Genomic DNA, 16,195 nt, shown 5'->3' on the forward strand with positions numbered 1-16,195 from the left:
TCCTCGATGAGTGATTGTGGTTTAACAAGCTTCCGGTAAAACATCGGCATCGTGCCGCCCGGCGAGGCGCTGCTCGACCAAGTCCCGCACCGTGGCGTCGGAATCGCCGCGCATCGGCGCGAGCTCGGCGAGATCCAGCCGGCTGGCGACCTCGTAGCGCACGCGCCAGTCGGGGTCGTCCCGATAATGTTTCAGTTGACCGGCATCCATGCGTCTAATCGCTTCCAGCCGCACGTCCAGTTCCGGGTCTTTCGCCATCGTGTGCAGCCATTCGGCGCCTGCGCGCCGCGCCACGACCTTGCGCACTTCCCGATCCGGATCGTGCAGCATCCGAACCAGCATGCTCGGCGGAAGACGCCGGGCTACGATCTGCCTGACGTAGTAGTCGGGATCGTCGATCATCGAGGCGAGATCACTAAGCTCCAGGCGTTCCGCCACCCGGATGCGCACCTCCCGATGCGGGTCCCGGCCGAGCGCCTTCAGATGCCGGGAGCGAAGCGGCAGGCGCTGCGCTACGCTCTGCCGCACGGTTTCGTCCGGGTCCGCGATCAGGCGCGGCAACTGAAACACCTCCACGTATTTCGCCGCCACGGCCCGCGTCTCGAAATACGGGTGCTCCAGATACTCCTTGGCGAGATGCGGATTCCACCGGAAGAACCGGTCGATACGGCGGGCGTAACGGTCATGCACGCAAGCATGGCCCAATCGGCACCGCCCATTCGCCGATTCCGCAAGGCGCTCGCATCCGGAGCAGTCCAGCAGATTGCCGTGCCAGTCGCGGGCTTCGTCGATTTCACTCGTCGTCCCCATTGGCTTGCCTCTCAAGGACATCCAGCAGCACCTTGCCGCCGAGCTTGTCGCCCGGGTCGAGTTCGACCAGTTTCTCGACGGCGGCCCGCCCTTCCTCAATCTGTCCCAATCGCAGATTCAGATAACCGTAACCCTTAAGGGTAAACAGGAAGAATCGGGGCAGAATCGCGTCAAAGCTGCCGAAATCGGCGTCCGTCGCTTTCGCTGCACGCCAGTCTTCCGGCAAGCCGTTGTCGAGAGCGGCTTTCTTCAGACAGTCGCGGGCAACGTCCAGGGCCTCCTGCAACCGGTTCTTGTAAAAATAGAACCGGTACAGGCCGATATACACGGCGGCGTGGCCAGGTGCCGCCTGCCAGGCGGCTTGCAGGTGCGCAAGCGCTTCCTCGTCCCGGTGGTAGCTAAGCCCGGCCTGGCGCAGATGCCGCTCGGCCTCTTCGGGCAATCCCGAGCCCAGGCAGGCTGCCGCGGCGGCATCTATACCAAGTCCGAAGTCCGAAGCATCCGGCATGAGCGATGGCGCCTCTGAGGATTGTGCTTGCGCGAAACTGTTCTGCATGTCGGCGCAACCGTCCGTCAATGACTGCTCTTGACCTGGATGGAGGACACCGACACCGTCGCTGCGCCCGCCGAACTGCTGCTGCTACAAGTGCCGCAACCCGTCGAATTGGGGTTGTGGAACACGAATCCGCTGGACGTCGGCGTCTCGGAAAAGTCGATGGTGACGCCCTCCAGCAGCAAACGGCTTTCCGCCGGCAGGAACAGTTTGAGGCCGTTAACTACGACCACGGCGTCGCCCGCCTTGGGCTCGGCTTCCACGCTGAATTCCGATGCCAGGCCGGAGCAGCCGCCGGGGCTCACCGACAGGCGAAACCCAGCGTCTTCACCGACGCCGCCGAAGCGCACCATGCGCCGGATGAACTTTTCCGCAGTCGGGGTAATAGTCAGATCCATGGTATCCACCTAGGCCGCTTGGTAACGGGGATAGTTGTCGTCGATGATGCAAGTGTCGTCGATGGGGCAGACGGCGACGCATTGCGCTTCGTCGTGATGCCCGATGCACTCGGTGCACTTGGCGGGGTCGATGACGAAAAGACCGTCCTTCGTCTCGGAAATCGCCTGGTTCGGGCATTCGGGCTCGCAAGCGGAACAACCGGTGCAGTTGTCTTTCACGATCTTGTAGGCCATGTGTTTACTCCTCTGTCAGTGGTGGGGCCGCCTTCCGGGACTAGCCGTCCCGAAAGGCGGGTGAATACCGGAAAACGGTAGCTCTAAGCCGCTTCCGCGGAGGTCAGCGCACCCTGGCGGATTTGCGCGTCGCCGCGTTCCACGTGCTCGATTTCGCCGCTTTTCACCTTGTCCAAATAATCCTTGAAGTAGGCGATCGCGGATTGCTCGATGAACTCGCCCGCGAATTGATCGACGGGATCGATGCCGGCCGCCTTCAGATCGTTCTTCGGACAGCCGCCGATCTTGGCCACGAATACCGCGTGGCAGTCGTTGATGGCGCGGATGATGGTCGCGAGAGAATCTTCCTCGCCATAGCCGCCCTGGCAGTAAAGATCGACCCGGCGGTGGCCGACGAATTTGGCGCCCGCGGTCGAGAGCTCGTAGACCTGGAACTCCTTGGCGTGTCCGAAATGCTCGTTGACCTTGCCGCCACCCTTGGTGGCCACGGCGATGAGCATCTTGATGTCGGAATGCTCGCCCGCCAGGGATTCCATCTCGGCTTTCTTGGCCGCGACCACCGCGTCACGCTCCTTCTCCACCGCCGCCTGATAGGCCTTGCGGGATTCGAGGTCATAACTGACTTCCATTTCCATGATCTTGTCGGTGGTGAACTCGGCGCTGCGGTCCTCGCCCAGCAGCCCCACCGCGTCGGCTCGGCACTGGCGGCAGTGGCGCATCATGTTCATCTCGCCCTCGCAGCTGTCCTGCAGCGCCTTGAGCTCCTGGGCCGTGGGGCCGCGCTGACCGGTCAGGCCGAACACCGTGCCGTGCTCGGGCGCCGAGATGAGCGGCATGATGTTGTGCAGGAACGCGCCGCGCGATTTGACGGCTTTGTTGACTTCGACCAGGTGCTGGTCATTGATCCCCGGGATCATCACCGAATTGATCTTGGACAGGATGCCGCGCTCGGTCAGCATCTCGAGCCCTTGCAATTGCCGATCGGTCAGGATCTTGGCCGCTTCGACGCCGTGATAGCGCTTTTTCTTGTAGTAGATCCAGGGATAGATCTTGGCCCCGACTTCCGGGTCGATCATGTTGATGGTGATGGTGACGTGATCGATGTTGTACTTGGAAAGCTGCTCCACGTGGTCGGGCAGCGCCAGGCCGTTCGTGGACACGCACAGCTTGATGTCCGGCGCCGTTTTGGCTATCAGTTCGAAGGTTTTGAAGGTCTTCTCCGGATTGGCGAGAGGATCGCCGGGACCGGCGATGCCGAGCACGGTCATCTGGGGAATGGTGGACGCCACCGCCAGAACCTTCTTCGCGGCCTGTTCCGGAGTGAGTTTCTCGCTCACCACGCCCGGACGGCTTTCATTGGCGCAATCGTATTTCCGATTGCAGTAATTGCATTGGATATTGCAGGCCGGAGCCACCGCTACGTGCATGCGCGCGTAATGGTGATGGGCCTCCTCGCTGTAACATGGATGGTTTTTGACCTTCTCCCAGATTTCGGGTGGCAGGTCGTTTTCGCCCGCACCGGAACCGCAACTGGCTTTCCCGGATCCTCCCGAGGTCCCGCAGCCTTTATGCTCGGCGACCTTTTGCATGATTTCGTCTACGTCCGCTCCGGCGTGCGTGTCGACGCCCTCGGCACCCGATTGATGCTGCACTGTCTGCATGGCTTGCTCCTGTCTGTCTATTCGCGCTGTTCCGTCTCAGTGCGGGCATAGCGGCACTTCCTCATCGTGCGGCTTGACCGTCAGAGCCGAAACATCCGTTGAACCTAGTACCGATGGTTTACAGTGCAATCCGCGTACCATCCATATATGCCTTTATATTCAAGTGGATAGATTCATGCCAGCCGGTATGGGAATGTCCGGACAAATACAAAGCAGCCAACATTCATGGGAATTTGTTTAAAAGCGGACAAAAAAAAGGCGGTCAACGACCGCCCGAGTTCGCCTTTCGCATGCGATAGCGTTTACATCATCGACTGCTCGTAATTCTGGATGCCGATCTTGGCGATCAGACCCAATTGCGTTTCCAGCCAATCGACATGTTCCTCCTCGCTTTCGAGAATGTGTTCGAGGAGTTCACGGCTCACGTAATCGTTGACCTGCTCGCAATAGGCAATCGCCTCGCGCAGCAACGGAATGGCGTCCATTTCCAGGGCCAAGTCGCATTCCAGCATTTCCACGGTGTGCTCCCCGACCTTGAGCTTCCCCAAATCCTGGAGGTTCGGCAGGCCTTCGAGGAATAGCACGCGTTCGATCACCTGATCGGCATGCTTCATCTCGTCGATGGATTCGTGATACTCCTTCTCGTTGAGTTTATGCAGGCCCCAGTTCTTGAACATCCGCGCGTGCAGGAAATACTGGTTGATCGCGGTCAGTTCGTTGGTGAGGACTTTGTTGAGATATTCGATAACCTTGCTGTCGCCTTTCACGGGGAAAGTTCTCCGTTTGTATTGTTATTGAAAAAGTAGCCCAAACGCGGCGCACTCAATCATCATCGTCGTCATCGCTTGCGGTGCGGCGACGCTTGACGGTTTTCGGATCGGCCGTGATGGGACGGTAAATTTCGATGCGGTCTCCATCGTTGATCGGACTGTCCAGCTTCACCAGCTTGCCGAATATACCGACCTTTTGCCTGGTCAGATCGATTTCCGGGAAGCACTCCAAGATGCCCGAGCGGCGGATCGCTTCTTCCACCACGCTGTTGTCCGGGACCTCCAGCCGCATCCATACCTGGCGATCCGCTTCCGCGTAACATACACCGACGTGCATATCTCTTCACCCAATTAGACGTTTTCGGCCAAAGGCTGTTCGATCGCCGCGTTTCGCAGCGGCCTGCGCGCCAAACGCTTATCCAGCAATCTTTTTCCGGCAAGAATAAAACCCAGCATCAGGAAACCGCCCGGCGGCAAGGCCATCAGCAGGAATCCGCGATACTCCGGGATCAGCGTGGTTTCCAGCCAGGCGAACCCCTGCCCCAACAGCAGGGAAGCATTGGCGAACAGCGTTCCCGAGCCGCTAACTTCCCGAGCCGCGCCCAGGACGACCAGAGCCAGCGTAAACCCAAGCCCCATCATGAGCCCGTCGAACAGGGCGTAAACCGGCGGCTTGCGCGAAGCGTACGCTTCCGCCCGGCCGAGAATGGCGCAGTTGGTCACGATCAGCGGAATAAAGAGCCCCAGCACTTTGTGCAATTCATGCAGCCAGGCGTTCATCAGCATGTCCACCAGGGTGACGACCATGGCGATCAGCGCCACGAAGACGGGAATTCGGATTTCCGACGGTATGAGCAGCCGGCCGTAAGAAATCAACAGATTGCATACCATCAGAACGGCGGTCGTGGCGAGCCCCATGCCGAGCCCGTTGGTGGTCGTGCCGGTGACCGCCAGGAGCGGGCACAAAGCGATGCTCTGGCTGAAGACGATGTTGTTGCTCCACAAACCTTCTTTGGCGATTCTGCTCAAGGATTCGGACATGACGGCTTTCCTCCGCTACTCGGTTGCCGTTAAAAGCTCCTGGCGGTGGCGCTCGAAGAATTTGAGCCCGCCTTCGACGCCCTTGACCACCGCCCGCGGCGTAATGGTGGCGCCGGCGAATTGGTCGAAGTCGCCGCCGTCCTTTTTGACCCGCCAGCCTTGCGGGGACGTATTGCTCAGGGATCGGCCGTTAAACCCCAGAATCCAGCCGGACTTGGAGGTTTCGACCTTATCGCCCAAGCCCGGCGTCTCGGCATGCGAGATAACCCGAACGCCCAGGATTTTTCCGTCGCGGTCCACGCCCACCATCAGGGTAAGGTCGCCGGCATAGCCGCCGGTAGCCAGCATCTTGAACGCCACGGCGCTGACTTCGCCGCCTTTTTTGGCGACGAAAACCTCGGTTCGATCAAGGCCGGTCCCTTCTCCCGCAGACGGAATCACCCGCAGGCTTGCAAGCACGTCGTTATCGTAAAGCGCTTCCGGCAGCACCTGTCCCAGCGTCGCCCGGAGATCTTCGGCCTGGCGCTCCGCGATCGCCTCTTTGGTGATCAGATCGCCTATCCCTAAGAGCAGACTGGCAGCCAGGGCGCAAACGGCCAGCAAATAGGTCTGATAGTCCAAACGCTGCCGAAGCGCATCCAGATCATCGAACTTTCGGCGCAGTCTTTGCCATCGCAGGAGTGCAAATTGCAGAAGCGTCTCTTTATTCAAGGCGATCATTCTTTACCCTCCGGCAATTTCAAGGGCTTGCCCTTGTAATCGCGCCCGTAGATGCGGGGCCGGACGTAATAGTCGATCACCGGGGTCAACGCGTTCATCAACAGCACGGCGAAGCCCACGCCCTCGGGAAACCCGCCCCAAGTACGGATGACGAAGATCAAGAGCCCGCAGCCGGCACCGAAAATCAGCTGCCCTTTTGGGCTGCCGGGCGAGGTGACGTAATCGGTTGCGATAAAGAACGCGGCCAGCATCACGCCGCCGGCTCCGAGGTGCCACAGCGGACCGAGATAACGATCGCCGTCGATGAGGTGGAAGATGGTTGCGAGGCCGGCAACGGTGACCAGCAAGGCTACCGGGATGTGCCAGGTGATGATCCGCTTCCAAAGCAGCCATACGCCGCCGACCGCCACCAGCAGGGCCGAGGTTTCGCCAAGGCTGCCGGGAATCCAGCCCAGCCATGCTCCGGCCAGGCCGAACTGTCCGTTCGCAAACGCCTCGACTAGCGTTTTGCCTTGAGACAACTCGGTCTTGGCATGGCCTATGACGGTCGCACTGGCGAAACCATCGATGCCGGCACCGCCAAAGGTGATTCCCAATGCCTGGAGCAGGCCGGGGGCGTGCCCGGAGAATAGAGGCGCAGGCTGGACCCAGGTCGTCATTTCCAGCGGAAACGACACCAGCAGGGCGACACGCGCGAGCATCGCCGGATTGAACAGATTTTGGCCGATGCCGCCGTAGATCTGCTTGCCGACGATGATGGCGAGACCCGCTCCGGTCACGCCTATCCACCAGGGCGCCCAGGGCGGAAGGCTCAAAGCCAGCAACCACCCGGTCAACAGTGCGGAACCGTCCAACAAAAAAAGCGAAGCCGGTTTGCCTGCCAACTTCAGGCAAACGGCTTCGAACAGCACCGCTGACAAGACAGTAGTCGAAAACAGATAAAGGGCCGGCCAGCCGAATAGAAACAGGCCGAAAGCGGTAGCCGGCACCAGCGCCAATACCACCTGCGCCATGATGGCTTGCACCGGATGGTCGGCGCCGGTTAACGGAGCGACGGGCAGGTATACCTTGCTCATGACGCATCCTCCTTGGCGGAAGCCTGCGCCTTGCGCGCCGCAGCCGTTTGTTTGGCCCTTTCCAGCCGCAGCCGCTTCTCCTCGGCCAGGCGATTGGTCTGTTCGGTTTTCTGCTGCGCCTGTTGGCGCGCCATCAATTCCCCGCTCGCATATTTGAAGTAATGCACCAGGGGAATTCGCGACGGACAGACATAGGAACATGAACTACAGCTGATGCAGTCCCTAAGCCCGAAACTCACTGCGGCGTCCAGCTGGCCGGCGCGGATGCGGGTCATCATTTCCAACGGCAGCAATCCGACCGGACAAGCCGAGACGCAACGCCCGCAGCGGATGCAGGGCCTGGCGTCCGCAGCCTGGATTTCTTCGGGCGTCAGCGCCAGGATGCCGCTGGTGCGCTTGACCAAGGGCACTTGAACGTGAGGCAGATGATCGCCCATCATCGGCCCGCCCATCACGTAGCGGGCCGTCCGTTCGGGCTTGTGCCCGCAGAAGGCGAGCAGCTCGGACAACAGCGTACCGAACGGCGCCTCCACGTTGCGCGGCGACTCCACCGCTTCTCCACTCACCGTAACCACCCGGCTGATCAGCGGCCGTCCGTAACGAACGGCCCGTTGCACGGCATAAGCGGTCGCGACGTTGTGCAGCAGCACGCCCACGTCGGTGGGACGCCCCCCCGCGGGCACTTCCTTGCCGGTCAGATGGGTGACGAGATTCTTTTCCCAGCCCATGGGATACATGGACGGCACCTGAACGACCTCGATGCGGCCGTGTTTTTTCGCCGCATCGAGCATGGCGGCATACGCTTCCGGCTTGTTGTCCTCGATCGCGATCAGGGCGGTCGGGCATTGCAACCCGTGCAGCATGATCCGGACGCCCTCGACGATCTCCGCCGCGCGCTCCCGCATCAGCCGATCGTCGCAGGTCAGATACGGTTCGCACTCGCCGCCGTTGATGATGAGCGTGTTGATCCGGGTCCGCCATCCGAGGTTCAGCTTCATCGCCGACGGGAAGGCGGCTCCTCCCAGGCCGACGATGCCGGCCTGGTCGACGCGGGCGCAGAGTTCCTCGGGTGTCAGACTGAACGGATCGGCTTCGCCAGTCCCCTCGATCCAGCGATCCTCCCCGTCCGGTTCGAGAACGACGGTCGGGGTCGGGAGTCCCGAAGGATGCGGCGCCGGATATTCTTCGATGCCGGCCACGGTTCCGGAAGTCGAGGCATGCACCGAGGCCGAGACCGCACCCCGGCTCGCCGCGAGCAATTGCCCTTTCAGCACCTTGTCGCCCGCCCGGACCACCGGTTCCGCAGGTTGCCCCAAGTGTTGCTGCAGCGGCAGGTAAAGCCGTTCCGGCAAAGGGAAATCGGTGACTATGGGTTTATCGGCGGTCGATTCCTTGCGCGGTTCCGGATGGACACCGCCCCGGATTTTGCTGCGTCGGCGCCATAGCGCATTGATGTCCAGTACGACCATTTTCAGGCTCCCGCTGCAGCGAGATCGGGTTTGGCCCAGCGCCAGTTACGCAAGGTGGTTTTGATGGGCTGCATCCCGAGACATTCGGTCGGGCAGACCTCCACGCACTTTCCGCAGGCGATGCAGGCATCGGCGACCACGGCATGAATCTGCTTGGGCGCTCCCACGATGGCGTCCGTAGGACACACCTTGAAGCAGCGGGTGCAGCCGATGCAGGTCGCTTCGCTGACTCTCGCCACCATGGGAACCTGGTCTTCCACGCCGGCCAGATCGATGTCCAGCGAGAGCTTGCTCGCCAACTGTTCGGCCAAGGCCTTTCCGCCGGGCGGACACAGCGTGGCGGACGCCTTGCCGGCCACCAGGGCTTCCGCCGCCGGCCGGCAGCCGGGATAGCCGCATTGGCCGCATTGCGAGCCCGGCATCATCTTTTCGATCTCGTCGACCAGCGGGTTGTCTTCGACCTTGAAGTAGCGGGCGGCGGCGCCCAGCATGAAGCCCAGAGCAAGTCCTAAAGCGGTAAGACTGAGTACGGCGAATAGGATGTACATAAGCTGGCCTAATGTGTGTTGAGTCCTGCGAATCCCATGAATGCCAGGGACAGAATCCCGGCGGAGATGAAAGCGATCGGCACGCCGGCGAAAGCTTCCGGAACGCTCATGAGGGCCAGGCGCTCCCGAATGCCGGCGAAGATGACCATGACCAGGGTGAATCCCAGGGCGGAACCGAATCCGAATAGGGCGCTGTGCAGGAAATCGTATTCCTGCTGGATGTTCAGAAGGGCCACTCCCAGCACGGCGCAGTTGGTCGTGATGAGCGGCAGAAAAATGCCGAGGACTTGATAAAGCACCGGGCTGGTCTTGCGAACGACCATTTCGGTGAACTGAACCACGGCGGCGATCACCAGGATGAACGACAGAATCCTGAGGAAGCCGATGTCGAGGGGGGCCAGCAGGTAGTGCTCCAGAAGCCAACTGGCCACGGCGGTCAGCGTGAGCACGAAGGTGGTCGCCAAACCCATGCCGAGCGCCGAATCCAGCTTCTTCGACACGCCCATGAAGGGACACAGACCCAGGAACTTGACCAGCACCACGTTGTTGACCAACGCGGTGCCCAGCAAAAGCATCAAGTAATCGCGCATCGTCTTCTCGCCTCCGCCGATTGCCGTATCCGTCAGTCCGTATTCTCCATTCGCGCCGGCGTGCTCGCGGCGCTTTTGCTGGCCTCATGACCAGAAGCGACGAGCTCTTCCTTTCCGATCGCGCCGCAGGCATAACACTTGAACGCGACGCTGAATCCCTGCTTGCTGCAGGCATGTTCCTTGGCTTGCCGGCAGCCCACGGCTCCGCAGGCCGTGCAGCGGTAGAGCTGGCCTCTGCAGGCACTGGCATACCCGCCGATCCTTTCACCGTCGCAGATCGACATGTCGTTCTTTAATTTTTCGTAATTCGCCATAACAGTCTTCCCAAGGTAATACCAATAAAAAACCCAAGACTCGTGAGAACGCTCTCCGCATCAGGACGGGGAGCACCCCGAAAGATCGACCTGAACCATCCCGTCTTCGACCCGAAGCGGATACTCTTCCAGCGCACAGCGCGGCGGAATCAGGCCTTGGCCGGTACGCGCGTCGAACACCCAGTTGTGGAAGGTGCAAGTGATGGTCCGTCCGTTGAACCCGCCGTATTTCAAACGGGCGTTGTGATGCGGGCAGGTGCCTTGAAAGGCCTTGAGCTCCCCGCCATCCGGCCAGACCAGCAATATTTCGCGGCCTTCCACGGTAAAAGGCACCATGTCGCCTTCGCCGAGGTTTCTGTGCTTGCATAGGCTGGTGTAACTCACCGTCACCGCCTACCAGGGGACCGAGGCGTCCACCAGCTTGGCCTTGATTCCGGCCGCTTCCATGTCCGCCAGGGTTTTGTAAAAGGTGCCTTCATGGATGAGCGTGCCTTTCTGGGACAGCACCGCGACATAACGCGCCACGGTATCGACCTCGCAGCGGTAACCGCCGCCCGGCTCCTCGGTCCGACGGGCATTGCCGGCCCAATCCACGAAAAAACCCGATGCAACCGTCATGCTCTCTTCTCTCCTCTGCTTCAAGTAGCCAAGGCCATCCGCAGCACCCGTGCGAAATGCACGCTCTCGCGTTGTGCGCCGTCGCGAATCTGATGACGGCAACTGGTACCGTTGGCGATCAATAAGGTGTCGGTATCGGCTTCCCGCACTTTCGGCAACAGCGCGAGCTCGGCCATCCGCATGGACACTTCGTAGTGTTCGGCCTCCAGCCCGAAGGCGCCGGCCATCCCGCAGCAGCTCGACTCGATGAACTCGACCTGGAGTTCCGGCACCAGACCCAAGACTTTCCGCATCGCTTTCAATGCGCCAAAGGCCTTTTGGTGGCAATGTCCGTGTACCATCGCCCGCGCGCCGGGCACGGATTTGAACGCCAGCTTGAGGCGCTTGGCGTCGTGTTCGCGGGCCAAAAACTCTTCCAGGAGGACCGCCGCCTTGGCGATCTTGTCGACCTTTTCCCCCAATCCGAGGCTGTAATACTCGTCGCGCAGCATGAGGAGACAGGACGGCTCCAGTCCGACAACCGGGAGCCCGCTCTCCACATAAGGCCACAGCGTTTCGACCATGCGCCGGGCCTCTGCCCGTGTTTCCGCGATCAAGCCGTGAGAAAGAAAAGTGCGCCCGCAGCATAGAGGCCGTTCTCCGGCCGGCGGCCTCGCGATGTGTATCCGATAGCCTCCCGCCAGCAGTACTTCCAGCGCGGCCTCCGCGGTTTCGGTATCGAAATGGTTGGAGAAGGTATCCACTAGCAGGACGATTTCGCGGCCGTCCGGAGCACCGATGCCTTCTCTCGGTGCAGAAGCAAGAAAACTCCGGGCTGCGCCACGCGGCAGCGAACGCTTGGCGGCGATACCAAACACGCGTTCGACCCATCGCGCCAAAAAGGGGAAGCGTTCACGGAAAGAAATCAGCGGATTCAGCGCCGCGAGCCGGTGGGCGAAACGCGGCAGATGGGCGAAGAGACGCTCGCGTAACGGCGCTCCGCCGAGCGCTGCCCAGCGCTGAGCGAGCGTTTCGACGCGAAGCAGCGCCATGTCCACGCCGTTCGGGCACTCGCGCTTGCAGCCTTTGCAGCCCACGCACAAATCCATTGCCTCGGCGAGTTCCGGACCGACAAAAGGCTTAACGCCGTACTCGCCGTTCAAGGCAGCCTTGAGCGTGGCAGCCCGGTGCTGAGTCGAGTGTGCGACATCCTGAGTGGCGCGAAAGCTCGGGCACATCACGCCCTTTTCGGTGCGCTGGCACTGTCGGTTGCCGATACAGACGGCCGCGGCCTTGCCGAAGGCGCCGCCCGCGGCAGGTACCGCCGCGTAGGCGTCGCCAGCACCGTAGCTGTCATAGGCCGACCAGTCGAGTTGGGTATCCATCGCGCTCAATGAGAATAAAAAGCCGTCGCCAAGCATCAAGCAATAACGATGCCCATTCTCAATATAGACGCACAATACTGTTTTATAAGGATGTTTTTGAAATCGCCAGCGCCTGATTCGATTTTTCGCTATGTCAGGTTCGTGACAAAACCCTGTCTCCGTATTCCTCTTGTCGCGACCCCGAGGCGCATTTCCGACAAAACGGGGTTCATCGAAATTCGGAAGTCCCCGCCGCTATTTACAAATCGCGAGCTCGCTATTTCCTTTACTAAATAGCGCAAGAATGTAGAATCGGCGCGTTCGGGGCTTGCATCGCACTCGACGGGCTGCCGAATCTGCACAACTTTCCTGATCGATGGGGTTCGCCATGACCATTCAGTGGAACGCCGATCTGCCGGACGACTATCACCGGCAAGCCATAGCGCCCGTGAGTTTCGAGCGCCACGTGGATACCTTCGCTCATGCCAGCAAGGAGCTAGGATTCGATGATGCCGGAGAACGATGCTTCTATCGGCATGAATTCACGCTGACCGAGGACCGCTTCGACGCGGAGGAATTTCCGGTCGAGGTCGGCGTTTACTGGGAAAGGGTCATCGCCTGGCGGCTCGTCAGCGGACTATGGCTTAAGCTGAAAATCTGGGCCGATCGCCTCGACCGATGCCCCCGCCGCTTCGTTACGCAAGCGCCGGAGCTCGTCGAGGAAGCGGAGATCGAGCGTTAGCGCCTTTTCACTTCAAACAGGTTTCGATTCCTGGGTCATCGCGAACGATGCGGTTCATGCCTCACCGCATCCTACGGACTCAAGGCGGGCGGCCAACTGGGAAAGGCTCTAAAGCTTCTTGATCTCGATGTTGTATTTCTGAAGAGCGTAGTGCATCTGCCGCGTCGTCATCCCGAGCAGCCGCGCGGCCTTGGCCTGCACCCACCCGCACTCCTCCATCGCCCAGATCAGCCTTTCGCGCGTCGATTTGAATTCCGGCACTCCTCTTCCCGCTTGCGAATCGTGATCGGGTTCGGCTGCGGCGGGAGCTTCCGCGGAAACGGCCGGAACCGGGCTCGACATTTGCGAGATCGGCCTCAGCGCCAGCGAAAAACACATGTTTTTCTGGCATGGCAGATTGATGTCGCGAATCGTTTTGCCGCGGGACATGGCCGCAGTCCGCTCCACGCAGTTTTCCAGCTCGCGGACGTTGCCGGGCCAATAGCATTCCGCCAGGATCTGTTTCGCCTCCGGCGACAGCATGAGCTGGCGCTGATTGGCGTGGTTGAAGCGTTCCAGGAAATGATCGGCCAATGGAAAGATGTCTTCGCGCCGTTCGCGCAGCGCCGGCAGGAGAATGGATATCACATTGATCCGAAAATAAAGGTCGGCCCGGAATTCGCCCTTGAGCACCGCATCCTCGAGATTGCGGTTGGTGGCCACGATCAGCCGTACGTCGACCTGTATCGGTTTATTGCCGCCCACCCGTTCGAATTCCCGTTCCTGCAGCACGCGCAGAAGCTTGACCTGGAAATTGGGAGATACGTCGCCGATTTCGTCGAGAAACAGCGTTCCGCCGTGGGCCAGCTCGAAGCGGCCTTTTCGCTCCTGCGTCGCGCCGGTGAAAGATCCTTTCTCGTGGCCGAACAACTCGGATTCCAGCAGGGTCTCGGACAAGGCGGCGCAATTGACCCGCACGAAAGGCCCGTCTTTGCGCGCGCTCAGATGGTGAATCGCGTGCGCGATCATCTCCTTGCCGGTCCCGGTTTCGCCGCGCAGCAGCACCGTGGAATGAACCGAGGCCGCCCGTTCCACATCGGCGAACACCTCTTGCATGCGCTGGCTCTGGCCGATGACGTTGACCAGTCCTCGAACGGGCTGGGCCGCCTTTTGCAAGCGGTGCTGCTCGATGATCCGCTGTTCGCGTTCCGCCGCCACGAGCTGGTGGAGCCTGATCGCCTGGCCGACCAGATTGGCCACCATCTTGAGCAAACGGACGTCGTGCTCCAGATGCCCATGATAGGTCGTCATGTCGCGGTCGGCGCTGAGGACGCCTATCGTGTCCCCCATGGCCTTGATCGGAATGCCTATGAACGCGATCCTTTGCCCGCTCGAAAGGTCGCGCGAGCCCGTCCTGTTCAGAAACTGCGGCTCTTCGGCGATATTGCGAACGACGATGGGAACGCCTGTCTTGATGATCTTGCCGACGATTCCTTCGCCCTTCCGGAATTGTCCTCGCTCGATTTCATCGCGAGACAAACCCGCCGCCCCAATAACATGCACGTCGGCGTTGTCCTGCACCAAGCTGATCATGCAGCGCAGCATGTGCATGTGCGATGAAAGAACGTTGAGCGCCTCCCGGAGGGTTTTATGAAGATCCAGGGAGGAGCTGAGAATCTTGCTGATCTCGTAAATCGTGATCAGCTCCAAATTCCTTTGCTTTTCCAATGGGTTAGCTGCTTCTCTTGCTGACATAGCCGGCCTCGTACGGTGGGGTTAGCCCGCAATTCCCTGACATGCTCGAATGCAGCTCTGATGAGCCTCCGCTGGCAACTTCAGAACTCGATTAATGGGATGAAGCAGGTTTTATGCCCGGTTTCGGCTTTGAAATGGACCTCGGCCGCCCGGTTACGATCCGGAACGGCGGCCTTGGTCATAGGTAGCCCCGAAGGGCAATGCCGGTCGCCATCGGACCGGCGGGACTGGTTCGATCAAGCTACGGAAAATGCGGCATGGGGCACGTCGATAAACGGTTCAAGATTGGCGGAGATTTGCTGTATTCGAGGCCGGAGTTCGTCCCATCCTCACCACGTCGGGCAAGCCTGGCTCAGAGCCGCCCACCTCTTATATTGCCGACGTTTCGCAATGCGTATAAACGGTCATTTTCAGGGGGAGTCATCGCGGCAACCAGATTTTCCAGCGACTCGATGCGAGCCTTCATGTCGGCCATGGTCTGATTCACGACATCCGGGATGTGGTGATGATCGAGATCGATCCGCTGCGGATTCATGGTAACGCCTTCCTTGGGCTGCACGATCCTCCCCGGAATGCCGACCACGGTCCGGTTTGCCGGCACGTCCTTGACGACGACCGAATTGGCGCCTACGCGCACGTTGTCGCCCAGGGTAATCGGCCCGAGAATCTTGGCGCCGGCGCCGACCAGAACGCCGTCGCCCAGAGTCGGGTGGCGCTTGCCTTTGTTCCAGCTCGTACCTCCCAGCGTGACGCCATGGTAAAGCGTGACGTCATCGCCGATTTCCGCCGTTTCGCCTATGACCACCCCGGCTCCGTGATCGATGAAAAAGCGGCGGCCGATGGTCGCTCCGGGATGAATGTCGATATTGGTCCAAAGCCGCGTCAAGAACGCCAGCAAGCGCGCCCCGTAAAAAAATCCGCGTTGCCACAGACGATGGGCCACGCGGTGTATGAGAACGGCATGCAGGCCGGGGTAAGTCGTCAACACTTCGAAGCGAGTACGGGCGGCGGGATCGCGGCCGAAAACGCAGGCCACGTCTTCTCGCCATTCCGCGAATAGATTCTGCGCCCGGGAACCGGCGGACGGTCTTGGCGACGGGGCCGATGCGGGCCGAGCGTCCGAATCCGAGAGAGATTCAACTTTGCGGTCCAGAATCTCATAGCTCGCTTGATGTCTCATGGTCCCGCTACCTCTATCTCGCTCGTGGGCCGTTGACGGCTTGAAAAGTACTCGTGGAGAAATACCGACTGACGGTGGCCTCGGTTTGATGAATTCGCATTCGGGTACAGCCATTCGGCAATGATTTGGTTCTTCGGAAGCATGCCTCATGCCATGGCAAATCCAGACCAAAATGCCTTTAAATCAACGCTTGGCGGACTTATGCCGATCGATGCTGATAGTGGCAAACACGACAATCCGTAATTAATTGTGAGACTTCTTACAAATTCGGGTGGCGAATCCGTTCTCGTCGTCCAAACGATTCTTGGAGATTCGAGACGATCGCGGATGGGGCATAAGCTTGCCCCTTATAGTGCAGTCGTTGAGTTTTTCGTGAGGATTTGCGGTTCGCGCT

The 16,195-nt window shown here is 60.3% G+C and carries 20 protein-coding genes; 1 reads left to right on the plus strand and 19 read right to left on the minus strand.

The features are described from left to right. Positions 1–21: 21 nt before the first annotated feature. The 17 genes from ACWJJK_RS15355 to ACWJJK_RS15435 form a co-directional block, all read right to left on the minus strand. Positions 22–810: a 4Fe4S-binding leucine-rich repeat protein gene (locus ACWJJK_RS15355; protein WP_156879317.1), complete on the minus strand. Its 789-nt coding sequence runs from the start codon at positions 808–810 to the stop codon at positions 22–24. Continuing rightward, entirely contained in the window at positions 794–1,366 is a 573-nt protein-coding gene (locus ACWJJK_RS15360) for a tetratricopeptide repeat protein (protein WP_454128257.1), read from the minus strand. Before ACWJJK_RS15360 ends, ACWJJK_RS15355 begins: the two co-directional genes overlap by 17 nt. Positions 1,367–1,383: 17 nt before the next feature. Further along, on the minus strand, positions 1,384–1,761 hold the full coding sequence (locus ACWJJK_RS15365) for a HesB/IscA family protein (RefSeq protein WP_077729031.1): 378 nt from the start codon (positions 1,759–1,761) through the stop codon (positions 1,384–1,386). Positions 1,762–1,770: 9 nt separating this feature from the next. After that, positions 1,771–1,995: a 4Fe-4S binding protein gene (locus tag ACWJJK_RS15370; protein ID WP_077729030.1), complete on the minus strand. Its 225-nt coding sequence runs from the start codon at positions 1,993–1,995 to the stop codon at positions 1,771–1,773. An 83-nt stretch (positions 1,996–2,078) separates the two neighbouring features. Continuing rightward, positions 2,079–3,656: a nitrogenase cofactor biosynthesis protein NifB gene (nifB, locus tag ACWJJK_RS15375; protein ID WP_156879316.1), complete on the minus strand. Its 1,578-nt coding sequence runs from the start codon at positions 3,654–3,656 to the stop codon at positions 2,079–2,081. 302 nt (positions 3,657–3,958) lie between these two features. Further along, the gene (gene bfr, locus ACWJJK_RS15380) at positions 3,959–4,423 is read right to left on the minus strand and encodes a bacterioferritin (protein WP_077729029.1); all 465 of its coding nucleotides are present in this window, start codon (positions 4,421–4,423) and stop codon (positions 3,959–3,961) included. A gap of 55 nt (positions 4,424–4,478) precedes the next feature. Next, the gene (locus ACWJJK_RS15385) at positions 4,479–4,763 is read right to left on the minus strand and encodes an RnfH family protein (protein WP_077729028.1); all 285 of its coding nucleotides are present in this window, start codon (positions 4,761–4,763) and stop codon (positions 4,479–4,481) included. Positions 4,764–4,777: 14 nt separating this feature from the next. Beyond that, a complete protein-coding gene (locus ACWJJK_RS15390; RefSeq protein WP_077729027.1) occupies positions 4,778–5,467 on the minus strand; it encodes an electron transport complex subunit E in 690 nt (229 codons plus the stop codon). Positions 5,468–5,482: 15 nt separating this feature from the next. After that, positions 5,483–6,187 carry an electron transport complex subunit RsxG gene (rsxG, locus tag ACWJJK_RS15395; protein WP_156879315.1) on the minus strand — a complete coding sequence of 235 codons (705 nt, stop codon included), beginning with the start codon at positions 6,185–6,187 and terminating at the stop codon, positions 5,483–5,485. Beyond that, complete coding sequence (locus tag ACWJJK_RS15400) at positions 6,184–7,263, minus strand: RnfABCDGE type electron transport complex subunit D (protein ID WP_086135366.1); 1,080 nt, start codon at positions 7,261–7,263, stop codon at positions 6,184–6,186. Before ACWJJK_RS15400 ends, rsxG begins: the two co-directional genes overlap by 4 nt. Beyond that, positions 7,260–8,732: an electron transport complex subunit RsxC gene (gene rsxC, locus ACWJJK_RS15405; RefSeq protein WP_156879314.1), complete on the minus strand. Its 1,473-nt coding sequence runs from the start codon at positions 8,730–8,732 to the stop codon at positions 7,260–7,262. Before rsxC ends, ACWJJK_RS15400 begins: the two co-directional genes overlap by 4 nt. A gap of 2 nt (positions 8,733–8,734) precedes the next feature. Continuing rightward, complete coding sequence (rsxB, locus tag ACWJJK_RS15410; RefSeq protein WP_077729023.1) at positions 8,735–9,280, minus strand: electron transport complex subunit RsxB; 546 nt, start codon at positions 9,278–9,280, stop codon at positions 8,735–8,737. Between the two features lie 8 nt (positions 9,281–9,288). Next, positions 9,289–9,870: an electron transport complex subunit RsxA gene (gene rsxA, locus ACWJJK_RS15415; RefSeq protein ID WP_077729022.1), complete on the minus strand. Its 582-nt coding sequence runs from the start codon at positions 9,868–9,870 to the stop codon at positions 9,289–9,291. Positions 9,871–9,902: 32 nt separating this feature from the next. After that, complete coding sequence (locus ACWJJK_RS15420; protein ID WP_077729021.1) at positions 9,903–10,184, minus strand: hypothetical protein; 282 nt, start codon at positions 10,182–10,184, stop codon at positions 9,903–9,905. 60 nt (positions 10,185–10,244) lie between these two features. Beyond that, positions 10,245–10,568 carry a Rieske 2Fe-2S domain-containing protein gene (locus ACWJJK_RS15425; RefSeq protein WP_077729117.1) on the minus strand — a complete coding sequence of 108 codons (324 nt, stop codon included), beginning with the start codon at positions 10,566–10,568 and terminating at the stop codon, positions 10,245–10,247. Between the two features lie 9 nt (positions 10,569–10,577). Then, the gene (locus ACWJJK_RS15430; RefSeq protein ID WP_077729020.1) at positions 10,578–10,802 is read right to left on the minus strand and encodes a hypothetical protein; all 225 of its coding nucleotides are present in this window, start codon (positions 10,800–10,802) and stop codon (positions 10,578–10,580) included. Between the two features lie 20 nt (positions 10,803–10,822). Next, positions 10,823–12,166: a 4Fe-4S dicluster domain-containing protein gene (locus ACWJJK_RS15435; RefSeq protein WP_156879313.1), complete on the minus strand. Its 1,344-nt coding sequence runs from the start codon at positions 12,164–12,166 to the stop codon at positions 10,823–10,825. A gap of 367 nt (positions 12,167–12,533) precedes the next feature. On the opposite strand from ACWJJK_RS15435, the gene ACWJJK_RS15440 reads away from it, so the two are divergent. Beyond that, the gene (locus ACWJJK_RS15440; protein WP_139841157.1) at positions 12,534–12,887 is read left to right on the plus strand and encodes a hypothetical protein; all 354 of its coding nucleotides are present in this window, start codon (positions 12,534–12,536) and stop codon (positions 12,885–12,887) included. Positions 12,888–12,995: 108 nt separating this feature from the next. On the opposite strand, the gene nifA is transcribed toward ACWJJK_RS15440, so the two are convergent. Together nifA and cysE are read right to left on the minus strand one after the other, a co-directional pair. After that, a complete protein-coding gene (nifA, locus tag ACWJJK_RS15445) occupies positions 12,996–14,621 on the minus strand; it encodes a nif-specific transcriptional activator NifA (RefSeq protein WP_086135363.1) in 1,626 nt (541 codons plus the stop codon). Positions 14,622–14,973: 352 nt separating this feature from the next. Beyond that, complete coding sequence (cysE, locus tag ACWJJK_RS15450; RefSeq protein ID WP_086135362.1) at positions 14,974–15,801, minus strand: serine O-acetyltransferase; 828 nt, start codon at positions 15,799–15,801, stop codon at positions 14,974–14,976. Positions 15,802–16,195 lie beyond the last annotated feature (394 nt).

It is taken from the genome of Methylocaldum gracile (assembly GCF_053646815.1).

Coding starts and splice junctions, on each gene's coding strand:
- ACWJJK_RS15355 (WP_156879317.1), bottom strand. CDS start 810: ATGGGGACGACGAGTGAAATCGACGAAGCCCGCGACTGGCACGGCAAT.
- ACWJJK_RS15360 (WP_454128257.1), bottom strand. CDS start 1,366: ATGCAGAACAGTTTCGCGCAAGCACAATCCTCAGAGGCGCCATCGCTC.
- ACWJJK_RS15365 (WP_077729031.1), bottom strand. CDS start 1,761: ATGGATCTGACTATTACCCCGACTGCGGAAAAGTTCATCCGGCGCATG.
- ACWJJK_RS15370 (WP_077729030.1), bottom strand. CDS start 1,995: ATGGCCTACAAGATCGTGAAAGACAACTGCACCGGTTGTTCCGCTTGC.
- nifB (WP_156879316.1), bottom strand. CDS start 3,656: ATGCAGACAGTGCAGCATCAATCGGGTGCCGAGGGCGTCGACACGCAC.
- ACWJJK_RS15385 (WP_077729028.1), bottom strand. CDS start 4,763: ATGCACGTCGGTGTATGTTACGCGGAAGCGGATCGCCAGGTATGGATG.
- ACWJJK_RS15390 (WP_077729027.1), bottom strand. CDS start 5,467: ATGTCCGAATCCTTGAGCAGAATCGCCAAAGAAGGTTTGTGGAGCAAC.
- rsxG (WP_156879315.1), bottom strand. CDS start 6,187: ATGATCGCCTTGAATAAAGAGACGCTTCTGCAATTTGCACTCCTGCGA.
- ACWJJK_RS15400 (WP_086135366.1), bottom strand. CDS start 7,263: ATGAGCAAGGTATACCTGCCCGTCGCTCCGTTAACCGGCGCCGACCAT.
- rsxC (WP_156879314.1), bottom strand. CDS start 8,732: ATGGTCGTACTGGACATCAATGCGCTATGGCGCCGACGCAGCAAAATC.
- rsxB (WP_077729023.1), bottom strand. CDS start 9,280: ATGTACATCCTATTCGCCGTACTCAGTCTTACCGCTTTAGGACTTGCT.
- rsxA (WP_077729022.1), bottom strand. CDS start 9,870: ATGCGCGATTACTTGATGCTTTTGCTGGGCACCGCGTTGGTCAACAAC.
- ACWJJK_RS15420 (WP_077729021.1), bottom strand. CDS start 10,184: ATGGCGAATTACGAAAAATTAAAGAACGACATGTCGATCTGCGACGGT.
- ACWJJK_RS15430 (WP_077729020.1), bottom strand. CDS start 10,802: ATGACGGTTGCATCGGGTTTTTTCGTGGATTGGGCCGGCAATGCCCGT.
- ACWJJK_RS15435 (WP_156879313.1), bottom strand. CDS start 12,166: ATGGATACCCAACTCGACTGGTCGGCCTATGACAGCTACGGTGCTGGC.
- ACWJJK_RS15440 (WP_139841157.1), top strand. CDS start 12,534: ATGACCATTCAGTGGAACGCCGATCTGCCGGACGACTATCACCGGCAA.
- nifA (WP_086135363.1), bottom strand. CDS start 14,621: ATGTCAGCAAGAGAAGCAGCTAACCCATTGGAAAAGCAAAGGAATTTG.
- cysE (WP_086135362.1), bottom strand. CDS start 15,801: ATGAGACATCAAGCGAGCTATGAGATTCTGGACCGCAAAGTTGAATCT.